Consider the following 16,243-nt stretch of genomic DNA (forward strand, 5'->3'; position numbering starts at 1 on the left):
AATTGCGCCACAGGAATTTCCCTCTGTGGCGCAAAGTGGCTCAGCTTGAGCAGGAAATTTCCAGATGTTTACCCCAGTCCGGCGGCAGAGCGGCCAGACCATCGTATTGCGGATTATCGTTGTAAGGGTCACAAAGTGCCTGATGTAATTCCGTTAAGGCGCTGATGTCGTCCACTTCGGCTTTATCAATCACCTGTTGCGCCAGATAATTACGCAAAATAATGCGTGGATTACTCTGTTTCATTGCCAGCTGACGCGTCGCATCGTCCACACCTTCTTCCTGTAACCGCTGACGGTAATCCTGATACCAGCTGTCAAATGCCGTCCGGTCGATAAACTCATCGCGCAGCGGCGAGGTCGCCTGTTGCTGCTCGACCTGACTTAGCATGCGGAAGGTCTGCGTAAAATCGCGCCCCTCTTTCGCCATCAGGCTAAGTAATCCGGTCAGCAAATTATTGTCCGCCTTATTTTCAGTGAAAAAGCCCAGTTTACCGCGCATCAGCGTGCCATAGGCTTTCATCAGCGCCGGTTCGTACTCACCCAGCGCGGCCTGAAGCTGCTCAGTGCTCATCAGTCCGGAAAGCGTCTGCGCCAGACGATGCAGGTTCCAGTATGCCACCGCAGGCTGATTATCGTAGCTGTAGCGTCCCTGATGATCCGAGTGGTTACAGATGTAATCTGGCTGATAATCATCGAGAAATCCGTACGGACCATAGTCCATCGTCAGTCCGAGAATCGACATATTGTCGGTATTCATTACGCCGTGTGCGAACCCTACGCTCTGCCACTGTGCGATCATCTTTGCTGTACGCTCAACCACCTCAGTGAACCACTGCTGGTAACGTTGTGCTTCTGCTGGTTCACTTTCCAGCAACTGCGGCCAGTGATGCGCGATGACATAATCAGCCAGCTGCTTCACTTGCTCAGGTTGTTTGCGATAATAAAAATGCTCGAAGTGACCGAAGCGGATATGGCTTTCGGCAATGCGCATCAGCATTGCACCGCGTTCGGGTTGCTCGCGAAACACCGGCTGATCGCTGGTGACGATCGTCAGCGCGCGTGTAGTTGGAATGGCCAGATGATGCAGTGCTTCGGAGGCCAGAAACTCGCGCACCACCGATCGCAGCACTGCGCGACCATCGCCCATGCGCGAATAGGGCGTCAGCCCCGCACCTTTCAGATGCCAGTCAACCCGTTTACCCTCTGGCAATACCTGTTCGCCAAGCAGAATTCCGCGCCCGTCGCCCAACTGCCCCGCCCACTGACCAAACTGATGGCCGCTGTAGACCTGCGCCAGCGGCAGCATGCCGGGAAAGAATTTTTCGCCACACCAGAATTCACCGTTAGCGGTGTTGAACAGTGTCTCATCGAGACCCAGTTCCTTCGCCAGCGGTGCGCTGTGGTAAAGAAGCCGTGCGCCCTTAAGTGGCGTCGGTTGCAGTGCGGTATAAAATCCACCGAGCTGGTCGCCGTAGTGATGTTCGAATAGCGGCATATTTTCCCCTTTTCTTAAGTGTAGAGCCGCGCCGTCGTGATTAACACGGACTAACAGCAGGGAGATTAGGTGGCGATAAACGGCAAATCCCGGTCCAGCGCGAGCTGGCCGGGATTAAAATGCGAAACGTGAAACGAACGATTAATGAAATTGGACCGGCCTGACGAGCAGACTGTCGAGCTGATCAGGGTCGACGCCAGGCCACAGCAAGCCTTTTAGCCCCTGCACATCTTTCTTGCGTAAGGCGTCAAAATAGTCCTGATTATCAAGGCCATCCACCACAACGTTACGGCAAAAGCGGTTTACGTTTCTCAGTAATGAAGGCATGACGATAGAGAAATGTTCCCCCTCGTATAACTGCCAAAATAGATTTTTATCCATTTTCACCCACTGAAAAAGATGGTCGAAAATGGGCGCCATGTTGACGTTGCCTGAACCGAAATTGTCTAACCAAAGGGTGAAATGCTGTTTCAGCGCCATTAACTGTTGATTATTGCGACCCTCAGATAGCTGCGGAAATGACTCACTGAGATTGAGCTGGACGAAGGCATGGGCTTTAAAGGCATCGCGCAGGATTTCATTTTCCAGCAAAATCGTCACCAGTCTTTCTTCGACCCCGATGTTCAATATCACCTGATTATCACTAAACCATTGCGCATGCTGACTCGCCCAAAGCTGTTGTTCGTTGAGAAAACGCAGCAACTGAGCCTGAGACAGCAGGTTTAAAACCAGTTCCGTCGGCATAGTTAACTTGCTGTCTGTGCTGGAAAAGCGACAAATTAATTCAATCGCCAGCAATTTCCCTTCGACAGAGTAAATAGGCTGACACAGAAAGCTGCTGTTAAAGGCCGTATCGAATTGTATTTTCATTATTTTCCAAAACTCAACGGCACTACGAGGTGAATGAGGCCTTTCTTATTTTATCCTTCCGCAGAAATGACGGAAGCCCGAGGTAACAAAGAAATAAGAGGAATTTAATATCAAAATAAAGTTTAGGACTAATCTTATCGCCAGCCTTCAAAACGTGCAACTTCGGGCTTGATGCGGGGGGGTTTTGCAGCAAATCATCAGTTTCCTACGCACTTTTTTCCGCGCAGAATATGCGAAACCGTAAACTTTTCGCTAACGGTTATAAGGTGTTGTGAAATATTGCGCAAGCCCCGGAGCCTCCACCACCAGCGTTTCTCCGGGATTTCAGATTATTGAACGCACCGGATCAGCCAGGTTTGCAGTTCAGTTAACTCTGCACGTAGCGCCGGAGACTGTTCAATGATTTTGTCACAGGCCAGCGAGACATCCTGAGCGCGGTATCGCGTTCCGGATAGCTTCTCAGCAAGTGCCAGCAAAGGTGCCGGATTGAGGCTGTCGGTAAAAATTTGCGCCCGGCTGATGCTGCCCTTTTCCACATCAAAGTGAATATCTACGCCTCCCCAGACAAAGCGTTCGTTGAGTTCATGGCTGAAGGCTGGCGCTTTACCAAAGTTCCATTCCCAGCTGCTTTGTTTGGCGAACCGTTCCGGAAAACCGGGTAAATCTGGGAAGACATCCGGCGAAATGATTTCCGGTTCAACGCGTTGGCCGTACCAGTCAAAAAAGGCATCGGTAACAGCCGCGCAAATTTGGTCGTGATGAATCCCGGGCACAAATTCGTTGAGATTCGCCACCCGTGAGCGCACAGAGGTGATGCCTTTGGCCTGAAGTTTTTTCACATCAGGATTGAGATAGTTCGCAAGACGGCTGAGATCAGCATTAAGCAATAAGGTGCCATGATGAAAACCGCGATCGACCGTTTCGCGATAGGCCGAACCAGAAATCTTTCGCTCACCTTCGGCAGTCTGCACCACCAGATCGTTGCGTCCTGATGCACTGGCATCAATCTTCAACGTCTTTAGCGCGTTCAGAATGATGCGGGTAGACACACTTTTGTCGTATTCAGGTTTGCCGGCCATAAAGGTGAAACAGGTATTCCCAAGATCGTGAAAAACCGCCCCACCCCCGCTACTGCGACGAGCCAGCCGGATCCCGTCTTCTTCCATTCTGCGGGTATTACACTCTTTCCACGGGTTTTGCGCCTGGCCGATGACTACAGTTTCCGCATTACGCCACAGAAACAGCACGCGCTGATCGGTGGTCATTTCACGAAAAATGCATTCTTCAACAGCAAGATTGAACCAGGGATCGTAAGAATCGGAAAGTAATAATCTGAGAGGTTTCATCGCGTATTCATCCTGAAAAAGTCTGCTTCGATAATAACAGCAAAAATCAGGATCAAATACGCGCTGAGAACAGGGGGAATGGGTCAGATGCGCCGCGCCTGCCAGTAAACTTTGCGCCAGTAGACGTTATCAAGCGAAGAGCGCGTAACGCCCTGACTGGTAGATGCATGGATGAACTGATCGGCTGTATCGTAGATACCCACGTGTAATCCATTTTCGCCGCTGCCGGTTTTAAAGAAAACTAGATCGCCAGGAAGTAGTTCGTCGCGGGAGACTTTGGTGCCAATTTTGGTTTGATCAGCAGTGGTGCGTGGCAGAACAACGCCAAAGCGGTCGCGGTAAGTCCGAAAGACAAAGCCGGAACAATCCACGCCACTCGGTTGTAATCCGCCATAACGGTAAGGTGCGCCATGCCACTGGCTGAGCTGATCGTTAAGTTCGGCGACCACGGTAATAGAATCGGCGAAACGGCCACTTGGCGGCGGTGCGTGGCTGCTGCAACCGTTAAGAATTAATGCGGCAACAGCCAGCAGGGAATACATGGATACGGACGACCAGCGCATAGTGCATTCCTTCTTGAATCGCATCACGGCTGAGGCTATAACGCGGGGATTTGCGCGGGCCGGATAAGTCGCCGTTATCTAAGAACTAATAGAATTTAACGCTATTTTATCCGTCATCCAATCTTTAAATGATGATTTTTATCGTGGCGGCAGAGTATCAGTGAGGATTTTTCGCCGGTTTACTGTGGATCACCCACACACCAGTGAGGATCAGCATCCCGCCGAGAGTTTTGGTTAAGCTGATGCTTTCATTGAACCACGGCAGTGTGACGGCAGCGATGTAGACCAGTGCGTAGCTCAGACTGAGCAAAGTATAGGCACGATTGAGGGGTAAAACGCGCAGCGCGAAGAACCAGCAGACCATTGAAAGCGCATAGCCGCACAGCCCGAAAAACACCGCGGTCAGTGCGCTTAAGTGACTCTGCACAAAGGCAATGTTGATATCGGAAAGTGCAAACCACGGGATTTGCACCATGCCCCACTTCATCAGCAGTTGTGCCATCGTCACTAACAGTACGCTTGCCCCGCCCCACAGATATCCTTTCATAGGCTGACACTCATCAGTGCGATCCCCGACATGATCAACGCCACGCCAAACCAGTGCCGGGCATCGACGTATTCATGAAAAATCCATTTGGCGCAAAGTGTGATCAGGACAAAGTTCAGGCTAAGCATCGGATACGCCAGGCTGAGCGGCAAAAGCTGCAAAACCCGCAACCACAGCAGCATGGCGATACCCAGTAACAGCACCGCCAGCGCCAGCCAGCGCAGTACGTGAACGATGCCACGAGCGGACACCTGCGCGGCCTGCTTTTGACAAAGCTGGCCGCCACAGGTGATCACGCTCACTGTCAACACCAGAAGGAATCCGGTCATGGCAGTTTTTTGTAGAACAACAGCGCCTGACGGTCAATAAGCACTGTTTTATCAGCGGCTGGCATTGTTGATTTAACGTGAGCATTACGGTCGAGTCTGAGGATCACTGAAACATTCCCTTCCTTACGGGCTTTTTGCAGCCACGCAGGGAAGCTGGCTGAGTCAATAAAGTTATCTTTCGCATCAGGATAACTTAAACCGTATTGCAGCTCGCCCTTCTCATCAAACATCAGGATATCGCTACGTTTGAGTGCCCAGGCAATAGCAGTAGCAACGCCCACATTATCCGTCAGGACATAACGACTTTCCTGCAACAGGCCGATATTTTTTTCTAAAAATATCTGCGGCTGTTTGGAATCCATCACCTTTTGGGGGAGCGCCTGCCCGACCAATAACGCCAGCACCAGCGGGCAGACAGCGCCCCAGTACCAGCGTTTTTTCACATCGGTCAGAGACATCGCGCCTGCCAGCGCCCATACGGCAAAGCAGAGAATACCGATCAGGGCGCGCGGTAGCTCCGTGCGGCTAAAGACGGCTTTGACGTGGATCGGCAAAATGCCCGATATCACCAGCACAGTGATCGCCATCAGCACACCAAAAATGATGTTGATGACACCGTTAGCCTTCAGCGCACGTAACTTCCCGGACTGACGGATCTGTTCGAGATGATCGGCCACCAGCAGGGCCAGCGGTGCGAAACACGGCAGTATATAGGTCGGCAATTTACCTTTGGCGATACTGAAAAAGATCAGCGGCATGATCGCCCAGCTTAAAAGAAAGAACAGTTCCGGGCGCATAACACGTTTAGTCCATCCCTCGCGCAATGCCCCCGGCAGCAGACCCAGCCACGGCAGCGCCCCCAGACAGAGCACCGGCAGATAGAACCAGAATGGCGCTTTATGCTGCGCGTCAGCTTCTGCAAACCGTTGGATATGTTCGACCCAGAAGAAGTAATTCCAGAAATCGGGCTCATGACGGGCAATCGCCAGCACCCATGGCAGGCTCAGAACTACGGCACTTACCACCGCCAGTGGTCCCCAGCCAAACAGGGTTTTGAAACGTTTCTCACGCCAGACAATCGGCAGAACCGCAATCACCGGCAGCGCCAGCGCCAGAAAACCTTTGGTCATAAAGCCCATGCCACAGGCCAGTCCCAGTGCTATCCAGCTCAGGGCTTTTTGCGGCGTACGGGATACGCGCAGACAGAAATAGCTGGCGACCATTGCGGCGGTCATCCACAGGGTGATCATCGGATCCAGCACGCTGTAGGTGCCGATACTAAACACCAGCGTGAAAGAGAGATAAATCAGCGTGGCGATGTATGCAGTCTGGCGGTTACGCCACATCAGATTGGCCAGCCAGAAAACCAGTAAGGCGCTGATCATCGTGCTGAACACTGAGCCAAAGCGCACTGCAAAGTTGCTGTCGCCAAAAATCATCTGGCTAAGATTATTGAACCAATAACCCGCTACCGGTTTTTCAAAATAGCGTAAACCCAGCAAATGTGGCACTACCCAGTCGCCGCGCTGAAGCATTTCGCGGCTGATCTCGGCATAACGGGTTTCATCGGGTTGCCATAACAGGCGGGTGTTGAGAGGAACGAGATAAACCAGTGCGAAAAACACCAGAACCAGTGTGCTCCACACGCTTTTATATGCTTTCGACATCAGGAAAAACCTTCTTGCTGACAACCTAACCAGCCTTCCCGTCCGGGGAAACTGGCGCGAACCACTTTGCCTTTTGGCAGCGAACTGAGATCTTCAGGCAATAAATCCCCCAGCGCACAGAACTTAATCCCCTGCGCCGCAGCACGGGTTAACAGCTCTTCAAATTGTGCTGCCAGCGACATCCCTTCCACTTCCGCATGAATGGTATATACCGGCACACCTTCGTCCTGCGCGATAGCTTCAAGGATAAAGTCGTTGAAGTTATCGGCATTGATGTCCCCTCCAGCGACTTCGTCATAGGTCGGTAACGTCACCGGGATTTGTACCGTGCCGAGCGTGCCATTTTGCAGCACCGGCAGGAACGGATATTTCCCGCGACAATCGCTGTTGTAATAGAAATGGAACTGCTCTTTGACTTCTATAACGCGCTCATCAGCGCGCCAGCCTGCCACCGCCGAGCATTCAACATCGTGACCGAGGCTTTTTTCCAGCGCGTCGAGACCCAGCTGAATTTGCTGTTGCAACTGTTCTTCAGACCATTTGCCCACTTTCGCCTGCCAGCCCTGATGATCCCAGGCGTGCAGTCCGACTTCATGGCCGCGTTTGGCGGTTTCTTTCATCAGATAACCGAGGTCACGCGCGATCGGTTTACCCGGCCATGCGGTACCAGCCAGTAAGATATCCCAGCCGTAAAGCGACGCAGCATTCGAGCGCAGCATCTTCCATAAAAAGCGCGGTTTAAGCAGGCGCCACAAGTGACGCCCCATGTTATCCGGCCCGACGCTGAAGAAGAAACTGGCTGTGATGTTATGTTTCGCAAGCAATTGCAGAAGCTGAGGGACACCCTCACGGGTGCCACTCCAGGTATCTACATCAATGCGCAGACCCACTTTCTTCATGAATGGCACCGTTTCAGGACTGATCAGATTCAGGGTTCACAGAACGCAGGAAGAAATCCAGTGTATCGGCAACGGTTTTATCCATACCCACTTCTGGTTTCCAGCTCAGCAGACGACGGGCATTTTTGATGCTCGGCGTGCGATGCTCCACGTCCTGATAGCCTTTGCCGTAATAACTACTGCTCTCGACCAGATTGAAACCGGCAAACGGCGGGAACTGCGCGCGAAGCGGATGCGCTTCAAAGCTCGCCAGCAGCATTTCCGCCAGTTCACGAATACTCGCTTCGTTGGTCGGGTTACCGATGTTGATGATCTGACCATCACACAGGTTGTCCCGGTTTTCGATAATACGGAACAGCGCTTCGATACCGTCGTTAATGTCAGTGAAACAACGCTTTTGCTCGCCGCCGTCCACCAGTTTGATCGGTGAACCTTCTACCAAATTGAGGATCAATTGCGTGATAGCGCGTGAACTGCCGATACGCGCGGCGTCGAGATTATCCAGACGCGGTCCCATCCAGTTAAACGGCCGGAACAGGGTAAATCTCAGGCCTTCTTTAACGCCATACGCCCAGATCACGCGGTCGAGCAGCTGCTTGGACACGGAGTAAATCCAGCGCTGCTTGTTGATTGGCCCGACGATCAGACGTGAGTTATCTTCATCAAACTCTTTGTCATCACACATCCCGTAAACTTCGGAGGTGGACGGGAAGATGATGCGTTTTTTGTATTTGACACAATCACGAACGATTTTGAGGTTTTCTTCAAAATCGAGTTCGAATACGCGTAGCGGGTTGCGGGTATATTCGATTGGCGTAGCGATCGCCACCAACGGCAGCACGACATCACATTTTTTGATGTGATATTCGATCCACTCGGAATGAATGCTGATATCGCCTTCAACGAAGTGGAAATGCGGATTGCCCATGAAGCGGCTGATTGCGTCGGAGCTGATGTCCAGACCGTAGATTTCGTAACGGTCTTCGCGCAGCAAACGCTCGCTCAGGTGGTTACCGATAAAGCCATTCACACCGAGGATCAGGACGCGGGTACGGCGTTTCATCACTGCGGTTGGCAATGAAGAAAGACGCATTTCCGGCATGATGCCCAGTTCCAGCGCCAGGCGTGAACCCTGAACATAAAGACCGCTTTCACTCTGACCGGCCTGAATTTCAAGCGCCCCCTCGCCACAAGCGATAGTCAGCGGATTAGCAGAAAGCACGGTACCCGGCTGTTTGTCATGCTGAGTGCTCAGCGGCTGTGCACGCCATACGGTCAGTTTACGCTGTCCAAGGTAAGTGAAAGCACCCGGATACGGCTCAGTGACGGCGCGGATCAGATTGTTGATTTCAGTTGCCGGTTTGTGCCAGTGAATTTCACCATCAGCCGCAGTGCGGCGGCCAAAATAACTCGCCTGCGCTTCATCTTGCGGTGTCAGAGTAATTTTCCCGGCTTTCATTTCCGGCAGCAAATCCGTCAGCAAATCTTTCGCAGCTTCGCGCACTTTGGCGTGCAGTTTCAGCGCGGTGTCATCAGCCGTAATGGCGACTTTGCGCTGGCCAACAATATCGCCCGCATCAGGACGTTTCACCATTTTATGCAGAGTCACGCCGGTTTCGGTTTCGCCATTGAGCAAGGCCCAGTTTACCGGTGCACGGCCACGGTAGCGCGGCAGCAGAGAACCGTGCAAATTGAAGCCGCCCTGCGGCGCCAGAGACAAAATGTCTTCGCTCAGCATGTTGCGGTAGTAGAAAGAGAAAATAACATCAGGCTGCAAGGCACGAATGCGGTCAACCCACAGCGGATGATTAACGTCTTCCGGCGCGTACACCGGCAGATTTAATTCTGCGCCCTGACGGGCTACAGAGGAAAAGAACTGGTTCTCATTCGGCGCGTCCGTATGGGTAAAGACCGCCTGAACGTCATAACCTGCATCAACCAGAGCCTGCAAACCAACGCAACCAATATCATGGTAGGCAAATACAATCGCTTTCATCACTCTTCTTCCTGACTGTTTTCTTCGGAACGAACGCCGACGACTTTTTGAACGAAATAACGGGGACGTGCACGAACATCGTTATAGATCCGCCCGATGTATTCACCGAGTAATCCCATGCCGACAAACTGCGCACCAATAAACATAAATAACAATGCAAATAGCGTAAACACGCCTTCCGCCGCCCATTCAGGGCCGTTGATAAGGCGCATCAGAATCAAAAACACCGCCAACACAAATCCGAAAAGGGCAATCACACTGCCCACAACGCTGAGCATGCGCAACGGGGTGGTCGTCAGGCAGGTGATCAGGTCGTACATCAGATTGATAAGTTTCATCAGACTGTATTTGGAATCACCAAATTCGCGCTCGGAATGCTGAACCGGAATTTCCACGGTTTTACGCGCAAAGGTGTTGGCGAGGATAGGAATAAACGTGCTGCGCTCATGACAATGCAACATGGCTTCAATGATGTGGCGGCGGTATGCACGCAGCATGCAGCCGTAGTCGCCCATCGATTTACCGGTAGCGCGCTGGATCATCATGTTGATCATCTTCGACGCGGTTTTACGGAACCATGAATCGCGACGGTTCGCACGGACGGTGCCGACGACGTCGTAACCCTCATCGGCTTTGGCAACCAGACGAGGAATTTCTTCCGGCGGGTTTTGCAGATCGGCATCGAGCGTGATCACCAGATCACCAGTCACATGACTGAAACCAGCCATGATCGCTGAGTGCTGGCCATAGTTGCGGTTGAGTAAAACGGCAACGATGTGGCTGTCAGGTTGTTCTGCGGCGGCGGAAAGCATGTCGCCGGAACTGTCCGAGCTACCGTCATCCACCAGAATAATTTCGTATTTCTGGGTCAGTTGCTGACAAGCGGCCTGTGTGCGCGACAACAACGCGGGCAGGCTTTCTTCTTCGTTATAGACCGGTATGACCACCGAGACTTTACGAATTGGTTCATAATGCGCCACTACTGCGCCTCCAAAAGGGAAAAGAGAGCTGCGACAACACGGTCAACGTCGCTGTCTTGCATATCAGGGAAAAGTGGCAGGCTGCATAAACAGGCGGAGTTCCATTCGCTGTGAGGCAGGCTGAGTTGCGGATAACGTTCGCGGTAATATTTTTGAGTATGCGCGGCACGGAAATGTAAACCGGTGCCAATGCCCAGCTCTTTCAGGCGTTCCATCAACGCATCACGGCTGATGCCACAGCGTTTTTCATCCACGCGGATCATGAATAAGTGCCAGGCGTGAAGGTGTGGATAGTCCGGCACGCGCATCGGCAAATAGGCCGAGCCTTGCAACTTATCGAGATAACGTTGCGCCAGTTCGGTACGGCGGGCATTCATTTCCTTCAGGCGCTTCAATTGCACCACGGCAATCGAGGCATGAATATCGGAAAGGTTGTATTTAAAGCCCGGTTCAACTACTTCTGCCTGAGGTTTGCGTCCCTGGACCTGGCGGTCAAAAGCATCGACAGCCAGACCGTGGAATTTCAGTGCACGCACCTTGGCCGCCAGCTCGTCATCGTCGGTGGCAACCAGGCCACCTTCAGCACAGGTCATATTTTTAATGGCGTGGAAGGAGAAAATGGCCGTTCCCTGAGCACCAATCCAGCGATCACGGTAACGGGTACCTGCGGCGTGTGCGGCATCTTCAATCACCGCAATACCTTGCTGATCTGCCAGGGCATAAATGGGGTCGAGATCTAAGGGCGCTCCGGCGTAATGCACCGGGATAATCGCTTTGGTCTTTGGCGTGATGGCAGCCGCAATGGCTTCGGCACTGACCATTAATGTATCGGGGTCAACATCAATCATAACCGGCTCGGCGCCGAGCAGAACGATCATGTTGATGGTAGAAACCCACGTCTGGGAAGGGGTGATAACTTCGTCACCTGGACCGATTCCCAACGCCATCAAGGTAACGTGCATTCCGCCGGTGGCGGAACTGACCGCAATGGCATGTTTACAACCGAAAGCCGCAGAGAAATCTTGTTCAAGCTGATGTGTTTGCGGGCCGGTAGTTATCCAGCCTGAACGCAACACTTGTCCTACAGCCTCGATCTCTTCTTCGCCCATAGACGGGCGGGAAAAAGGCAAAAAGTTTTCCATGACACTATCCCAAAAGGTAATTAGCTCACAACGACTGTAGACTGCGCTTATTTAACAGTAAGTAAACACCGTCCTGAATTATGGATCTTATGATGTCGGTTTAAGCTTAATTTAACCTTAAGGATTTGCCAGTTTTGTGAAGTTAAACAGAAAGTAAATAGCGCAAGGATAAATAGTAAGCTACGGAATAAATTCAATGAAAGCATAATCTTAAAATATATTAAGATTTTATTAAAATAAGGAACTTTATTACAAGAAGAGTGGGGAGTATTTTTTATGAGCAATTATGAGTTAACATTGGCGCATTGTGGGTTTTAAATATAATTAAACTGCTATTCATTTTTTACGAAGAAGGCTTCGCCGCTGTCATTATCCACTGGCGGCCTGCCAGAGAATGTATCTGAAATGTGACGTGGTACACCTGTGAAAGACGCTCAACCTGCATCACATCAGCACATTCCCCGGCAGCTATCACTTCTCCCGCGGACATCAGCCAGACCTGACCTGCATAGTGCAAAGTATGATTGAGGTCGTGATCGCTCATCACCACTGAACGTCCGGCTGAACATAATTCGGTCAGTAACTGATCCAGCGCCTGCTGTTGTGCCACATCAAGACTGTTCATCGGTTCATCCAGCAATAAAATTTGTGAGTCGGGATTCACCGCTGGCCAGACTTGCAATAAAACCGCTGCCAGCCGTACGCGCTGCCATTCGCCACCGGAAAGATGCGTGACCGGTTTTGGCAGTTTGTCACTTAGCTGTAACGCATCGCAAAGCCGTGTGATGGTGTGTTCCAGCGCGACGGGATCGGCGAGACGAGGCTGATGCAAAGATAAATACTGAAACACCGGCATCAGAGATGCCGGTGTGAGTTGCTGGCAAAGCCAGGCACGCACACGCGCGAGTTGAGCACCGGAGAAAGCAGAAACCGGCTGGCCGTTAAACAGTACATCGCCTTTAACGTCGCCCTCCGCTTCAAATACCCCGGCCAATCTCGCCAGTAAGGTACTTTTTCCCGCACCGTTTGGCCCGATAAGGTGAACACGGCTGCCTGGTGCAATCTTCGCACTGAATGCACTCAGACGACCTTCCACACTTACCTCACGACACTCCAGCATCCTCGTTCCCTGCCCTTTTGAAGATTTAACTTATTTCGCCAGTGCGGCTTTGATAGCTTCCATGATAATCGGATCTTCCGGCGTCATATCTGGCGCAAAGCGCTGAACGACTGTGCCGTCGCGTCCGATGAGGAATTTCTCGAAGTTCCACAGAATATTTTCCGGTTTTACCGGCTGACGGCCTTTGCTCGCCAGACGTTCATAGAAACCACTGGCTTCAGGTTTAACGGCTTCTGGACGTGCGGCAATCAGCGCGCTGTAAAGCGGATGGCGGTGTTCGCCATTGACGTCAATTTTGCTGAACATCGGGAATTTCACGCCAAACTGCGTGGTGCAGAAAGTTTTGATTTCGTCTTCTGTACCTGGCTCCTGCGCACCAAACTCATTGCACGGGAATCCAAGCACTTCAAAGCCACGGTCGTGCCATGCCTGATAGATGTTTTCCAGACCTTCATATTGCTTGGTCAGGCCGCACTGCGACGCCACATTAACCACCAGCAGCACCGAACCTTTATAATCGCCCAGTGTTTTAGTCTGGCCATCGATGGTTTTCAGGGAGATATCAAAAATGTCATTACTCATCGTTTTTTATCCTGATAGTGAAAGGTAAGGAATAAAGGATTGATTACAGGGATCCCGATCAGCGGATTTGTCCGACTCTGACCAGTAACCAGATAAACACCGGCGCGCCCAGCGTGGCAGTCACCACACCAATCGGCAGTTCTGCCGCGTACAGCCCGATCCGCGACAGCACATCCGCCAGCAATAACACCGCTGCACCACACAGTGCACAACCCGGTAGCAGACGGCGCTGGTCGGTCATTCCACATAGCCGCAGAATATGGGGGATCACCAGCCCGATAAACCCTATCACACCTGCCAACGCAACGCTCAGTCCGACCATCCAGCCAACCGCCAGTACAAGAATATAGCGCCATGTCGTGAGTGAGACACCAAGCTGCTGAGCCTGTAACGTGCCGAGTGACAACAGGTTTAACGTTTTGCCCTGAAAGGTCAGCCAGAGCAGCACGGGTAACAACATGATTCCCAGCCAGATTTGCCGCCAGTCGACGCCGCCAAAACCCCCCATCATCCAGTACATCAGCTGTCGAAGATCCAGATTACTACTGAAATAGATAGCCCAGGTCATCAGCGCGCTGCACACAATCCCAATGGCGACGCCCACCAGTAGCAAACGGGCATTGGTCAGCCGGTGCCTGCGGGCGGCATACAGAAGAAAGAAAGTGACTGTCAGCGCGCCAGCCACGGCGGCGAGACTCATTACCCAGACTGGCAGCATTGCATGGCTGAGCATAGTGCAAAATACCAGCGCCACGCCCGCACCGTTTGCCACGCCGAGCAGGCCGGGTTCTGCAAGCGGGTTTTCAAACAGCGACTGCATTACCGCGCCGGCAACGGCAAGGCTCGCTCCCACCAGAATCACCGCAATTGCACGCGGGAGACGCAGTTGCCATACGAACAACCTCGCTTCACTGCTGAGCCATTGATTGGGCCATAACCAGTTTTCTCCTGCACTGAGGCTTAGCGTCAGCACCAGAATCAAAAGAACAAAAAGACCTAACACACCGCGGTGATCGCGCTGCTTTTGCCGTTGTTCGAGTGCGGTAAAAGTCTGCCGGATTGACATGAATTGCAGATTCCAGAGGCGGCGGGAAAAGAGAAGAATTGCGCTATCCTACCGATATTAGGCAGTTAGCTCTAGTCTGCGGAAACAGAAAATGAAAAAGCCGGTGACTGAGCACCGGCTTTGGTATTTTTACAACCGCGCGGGAGATTAACGCCCCGGCTGACCATTCGGCGGGATCGGCTGCCCGTTCCCCTGATGGCCGTTATTACCGCCCTGATGACCGTTATTATCACGGTTATCAGGGTGCTCGCTGCCATTTGGTCGGCCCTGATTATGCCGCTGCGGCTCTGGCTCGCTATGACCGCGCTGAGGCGGTTTTGGATCCCAGCGGTTGCCATGCCAGTACATACCACGTTCATTACGCTCACCATAATGATGGCCCTGATGCGCACGCCACCACTGCGGCGGACGCCAGTCATAACCATCCCAATAGTAACCGCGCTGATCTTGATCCCCGAGGTGGAGCGATACGCCAGGTACGTTAAGGTCAATAGAAACATTTGCCTGTGCGATCACAGGCAATGCCAGCGCACAACAAAGCAATAAAAGAGATTTTTTCACGATAGTCACGCCTTATTTATTTTTTATGACGTGTTTTTTATATCAGGGGGAATTGATACTGACTATGAGGAATAGACGCATTTTCGCTTAACTTGCTGCGACCTTACATAATAAATACAAACGTATCCTGATTGAAATAATTCAACAGGATTGAGTTCGTTATCTATTCAATTCTTATGACGACATTAACAAATCTTAACTTAACCCTGACAACAGGGTATTAAAGATTTATTTATACTCACAGTGTTTATTCAAGCAAAGGATGTATTTTATGCGTCGTATTTTAGCCCTGTTAAGTGTTGCCCTGGTTGTCGTCAGCCTGAGTGGCTGCCTGTTTCCTCCGTTCTGGGGCCCTGGTGGTGGCGGTCACGGTGGTGGCCATGGCGGCGATGGCCCTGGTGGACCTCGCATGTTCTATAACCATTAATAACATAACGAATTCATTTTATTCTGGTTAAAGCGGATACATAATCAAGCACATCAATCATTATTTATCTTCGCCAGAGGGGAGAGTTTAATTTAAGGGGCTTCGGCCCCTTTTCATTTTTGAAATACTCATTTTCTTGATTTTATTTTTATTAAGAAATCAGAAACAATGAAAATACCCCTCTTCTGCCCTGAAATTAAATCTATCAGACTAATCCTGAACAGCCCACCCCTTTAACACTATCTTTTCACTTTGTGTGCGAATTGCTTAAACGGGTTAAAACTTTGTCCTCGCGTGGTCAAATTGCGGCCCAAAAAAAAGGCCGCTTTCGCGGCCTTTCAGAAGATGTTACTTATTCTTTCGGAGTGGCATTCTCTACGCGACTCTTCAATTTTTGTCCCGGACGGAAAGTCACCACACGACGCGCCGTGATCGGAATATCTTCGCCGGTTTTCGGGTTACGTCCCGGACGTTGGTTTTTGTCACGCAGATCGAAATTGCCAAAGCCAGACAGTTTAACTTGCTCGCCATTTTCCAAAGCTCTACGAACTTCTTCGAAAAATATTTCAACAAGGTCTTTGGCATCCCGTTTGCTAAGCCCAAGCTTCTCAAACAGGTGTTCTGACATTTCAGCTTTAGTAAGCGCCATAGGT

Annotated in this window: 16 protein-coding genes; all 16 read right to left on the minus strand. The window is 51.5% G+C overall.

The annotated features are described in order from the left end of the window. Window positions 1–40 precede the first annotated feature (40 nt). Window positions 41–1,495 carry a YdiU family protein gene (locus tag GE278_12895; GenBank protein ID QLK61610.1) on the minus strand — a complete coding sequence of 485 codons (1,455 nt, stop codon included), beginning with the start codon at window positions 1,493–1,495 and terminating at the stop codon, window positions 41–43. Window positions 1,496–1,636: 141 nt separating this feature from the next. Then, entirely contained in the window at window positions 1,637–2,365 is a 729-nt protein-coding gene (locus tag GE278_12900; GenBank protein QLK61611.1) for an EAL domain-containing protein, read from the minus strand. Window positions 2,366–2,694: 329 nt separating this feature from the next. Further along, window positions 2,695–3,711, minus strand: a complete 1,017-nt coding sequence (locus GE278_12905) for a lipoate--protein ligase (GenBank protein ID QLK61612.1) — start codon at window positions 3,709–3,711, stop codon at window positions 2,695–2,697. Between the two features lie 83 nt (window positions 3,712–3,794). Next, window positions 3,795–4,274, minus strand: coding sequence for an endopeptidase (locus GE278_12910; protein ID QLK61613.1), 480 nt, complete (start codon window positions 4,272–4,274; stop codon window positions 3,795–3,797). Window positions 4,275–4,431: 157 nt separating this feature from the next. After that, window positions 4,432–4,821, minus strand: coding sequence for a 4-amino-4-deoxy-L-arabinose-phosphoundecaprenol flippase subunit ArnF (gene arnF / locus GE278_12915; GenBank protein ID QLK61614.1), 390 nt, complete (start codon window positions 4,819–4,821; stop codon window positions 4,432–4,434). Continuing rightward, window positions 4,818–5,150 carry a 4-amino-4-deoxy-L-arabinose-phosphoundecaprenol flippase subunit ArnE gene (arnE, locus tag GE278_12920; GenBank protein QLK61615.1) on the minus strand — a complete coding sequence of 111 codons (333 nt, stop codon included), beginning with the start codon at window positions 5,148–5,150 and terminating at the stop codon, window positions 4,818–4,820. Before arnE ends, arnF begins: the two co-directional genes overlap by 4 nt. Continuing rightward, the gene (gene arnT / locus GE278_12925) at window positions 5,147–6,817 is read right to left on the minus strand and encodes a lipid IV(A) 4-amino-4-deoxy-L-arabinosyltransferase (GenBank protein ID QLK61616.1); all 1,671 of its coding nucleotides are present in this window, start codon (window positions 6,815–6,817) and stop codon (window positions 5,147–5,149) included. The genes arnE and arnT overlap by 4 nt, the downstream gene beginning before the upstream one ends. After that, window positions 6,817–7,716, minus strand: a complete 900-nt coding sequence (locus tag GE278_12930) for a 4-deoxy-4-formamido-L-arabinose-phosphoundecaprenol deformylase (GenBank protein QLK61617.1) — start codon at window positions 7,714–7,716, stop codon at window positions 6,817–6,819. Before GE278_12930 ends, arnT begins: the two co-directional genes overlap by 1 nt. Window positions 7,717–7,729: 13 nt before the next feature. Then, a complete protein-coding gene (arnA, locus tag GE278_12935; protein ID QLK61618.1) occupies window positions 7,730–9,712 on the minus strand; it encodes a bifunctional UDP-4-amino-4-deoxy-L-arabinose formyltransferase/UDP-glucuronic acid oxidase ArnA in 1,983 nt (660 codons plus the stop codon). After that, a complete protein-coding gene (gene arnC / locus GE278_12940) occupies window positions 9,712–10,692 on the minus strand; it encodes an undecaprenyl-phosphate 4-deoxy-4-formamido-L-arabinose transferase (protein ID QLK61619.1) in 981 nt (326 codons plus the stop codon). The genes arnA and arnC overlap by 1 nt, the downstream gene beginning before the upstream one ends. Next, a complete protein-coding gene (gene arnB / locus GE278_12945) occupies window positions 10,692–11,834 on the minus strand; it encodes a UDP-4-amino-4-deoxy-L-arabinose aminotransferase (GenBank protein ID QLK61620.1) in 1,143 nt (380 codons plus the stop codon). The genes arnC and arnB overlap by 1 nt, the downstream gene beginning before the upstream one ends. Window positions 11,835–12,177: 343 nt before the next feature. Next, window positions 12,178–12,954 carry a vitamin B12 ABC transporter ATP-binding protein BtuD gene (btuD, locus tag GE278_12950; protein ID QLK61621.1) on the minus strand — a complete coding sequence of 259 codons (777 nt, stop codon included), beginning with the start codon at window positions 12,952–12,954 and terminating at the stop codon, window positions 12,178–12,180. A gap of 30 nt (window positions 12,955–12,984) precedes the next feature. Beyond that, the gene (locus tag GE278_12955; protein QLK61622.1) at window positions 12,985–13,536 is read right to left on the minus strand and encodes a glutathione peroxidase; all 552 of its coding nucleotides are present in this window, start codon (window positions 13,534–13,536) and stop codon (window positions 12,985–12,987) included. A 58-nt stretch (window positions 13,537–13,594) separates the two neighbouring features. Further along, window positions 13,595–14,602 carry a vitamin B12 ABC transporter permease BtuC gene (gene btuC, locus GE278_12960; GenBank protein QLK61623.1) on the minus strand — a complete coding sequence of 336 codons (1,008 nt, stop codon included), beginning with the start codon at window positions 14,600–14,602 and terminating at the stop codon, window positions 13,595–13,597. Window positions 14,603–14,749: 147 nt separating this feature from the next. After that, on the minus strand, window positions 14,750–15,163 hold the full coding sequence (locus GE278_12965) for a DUF2502 domain-containing protein (protein ID QLK61624.1): 414 nt from the start codon (window positions 15,161–15,163) through the stop codon (window positions 14,750–14,752). 779 nt (window positions 15,164–15,942) lie between these two features. Then, window positions 15,943–16,239, minus strand: coding sequence for an integration host factor subunit alpha (ihfA, locus tag GE278_12970; protein ID QLK61625.1), 297 nt, complete (start codon window positions 16,237–16,239; stop codon window positions 15,943–15,945). Between the last annotated feature and the right edge of the window lie 4 nt (window positions 16,240–16,243).

The sequence above is a fragment of the Enterobacteriaceae bacterium Kacie_13 genome, assembly GCA_013457415.1.
Taxonomy (GTDB): Bacteria; Pseudomonadota; Gammaproteobacteria; order Enterobacterales; family Enterobacteriaceae; genus Rahnella.

Coding starts and splice junctions, on each gene's coding strand:
- GE278_12905 (QLK61612.1), bottom strand. CDS start 3,711: ATGAAACCTCTCAGATTATTACTTTCCGATTCTTACGATCCCTGGTTC.
- arnF (QLK61614.1), bottom strand. CDS start 4,821: ATGAAAGGATATCTGTGGGGCGGGGCAAGCGTACTGTTAGTGACGATG.
- arnE (QLK61615.1), bottom strand. CDS start 5,150: ATGACCGGATTCCTTCTGGTGTTGACAGTGAGCGTGATCACCTGTGGC.
- GE278_12930 (QLK61617.1), bottom strand. CDS start 7,716: ATGAAGAAAGTGGGTCTGCGCATTGATGTAGATACCTGGAGTGGCACC.
- arnA (QLK61618.1), bottom strand. CDS start 9,712: ATGAAAGCGATTGTATTTGCCTACCATGATATTGGTTGCGTTGGTTTG.
- arnB (QLK61620.1), bottom strand. CDS start 11,834: ATGGAAAACTTTTTGCCTTTTTCCCGCCCGTCTATGGGCGAAGAAGAG.
- GE278_12900 (QLK61611.1), bottom strand. CDS start 2,365: ATGAAAATACAATTCGATACGGCCTTTAACAGCAGCTTTCTGTGTCAG.
- btuC (QLK61623.1), bottom strand. CDS start 14,602: ATGTCAATCCGGCAGACTTTTACCGCACTCGAACAACGGCAAAAGCAG.
- btuD (QLK61621.1), bottom strand. CDS start 12,954: ATGCTGGAGTGTCGTGAGGTAAGTGTGGAAGGTCGTCTGAGTGCATTC.
- arnT (QLK61616.1), bottom strand. CDS start 6,817: ATGTCGAAAGCATATAAAAGCGTGTGGAGCACACTGGTTCTGGTGTTT.
- GE278_12910 (QLK61613.1), bottom strand. CDS start 4,274: ATGCGCTGGTCGTCCGTATCCATGTATTCCCTGCTGGCTGTTGCCGCA.
- GE278_12895 (QLK61610.1), bottom strand. CDS start 1,495: ATGCCGCTATTCGAACATCACTACGGCGACCAGCTCGGTGGATTTTAT.
- GE278_12955 (QLK61622.1), bottom strand. CDS start 13,536: ATGAGTAATGACATTTTTGATATCTCCCTGAAAACCATCGATGGCCAG.
- ihfA (QLK61625.1), bottom strand. CDS start 16,239: ATGGCGCTTACTAAAGCTGAAATGTCAGAACACCTGTTTGAGAAGCTT.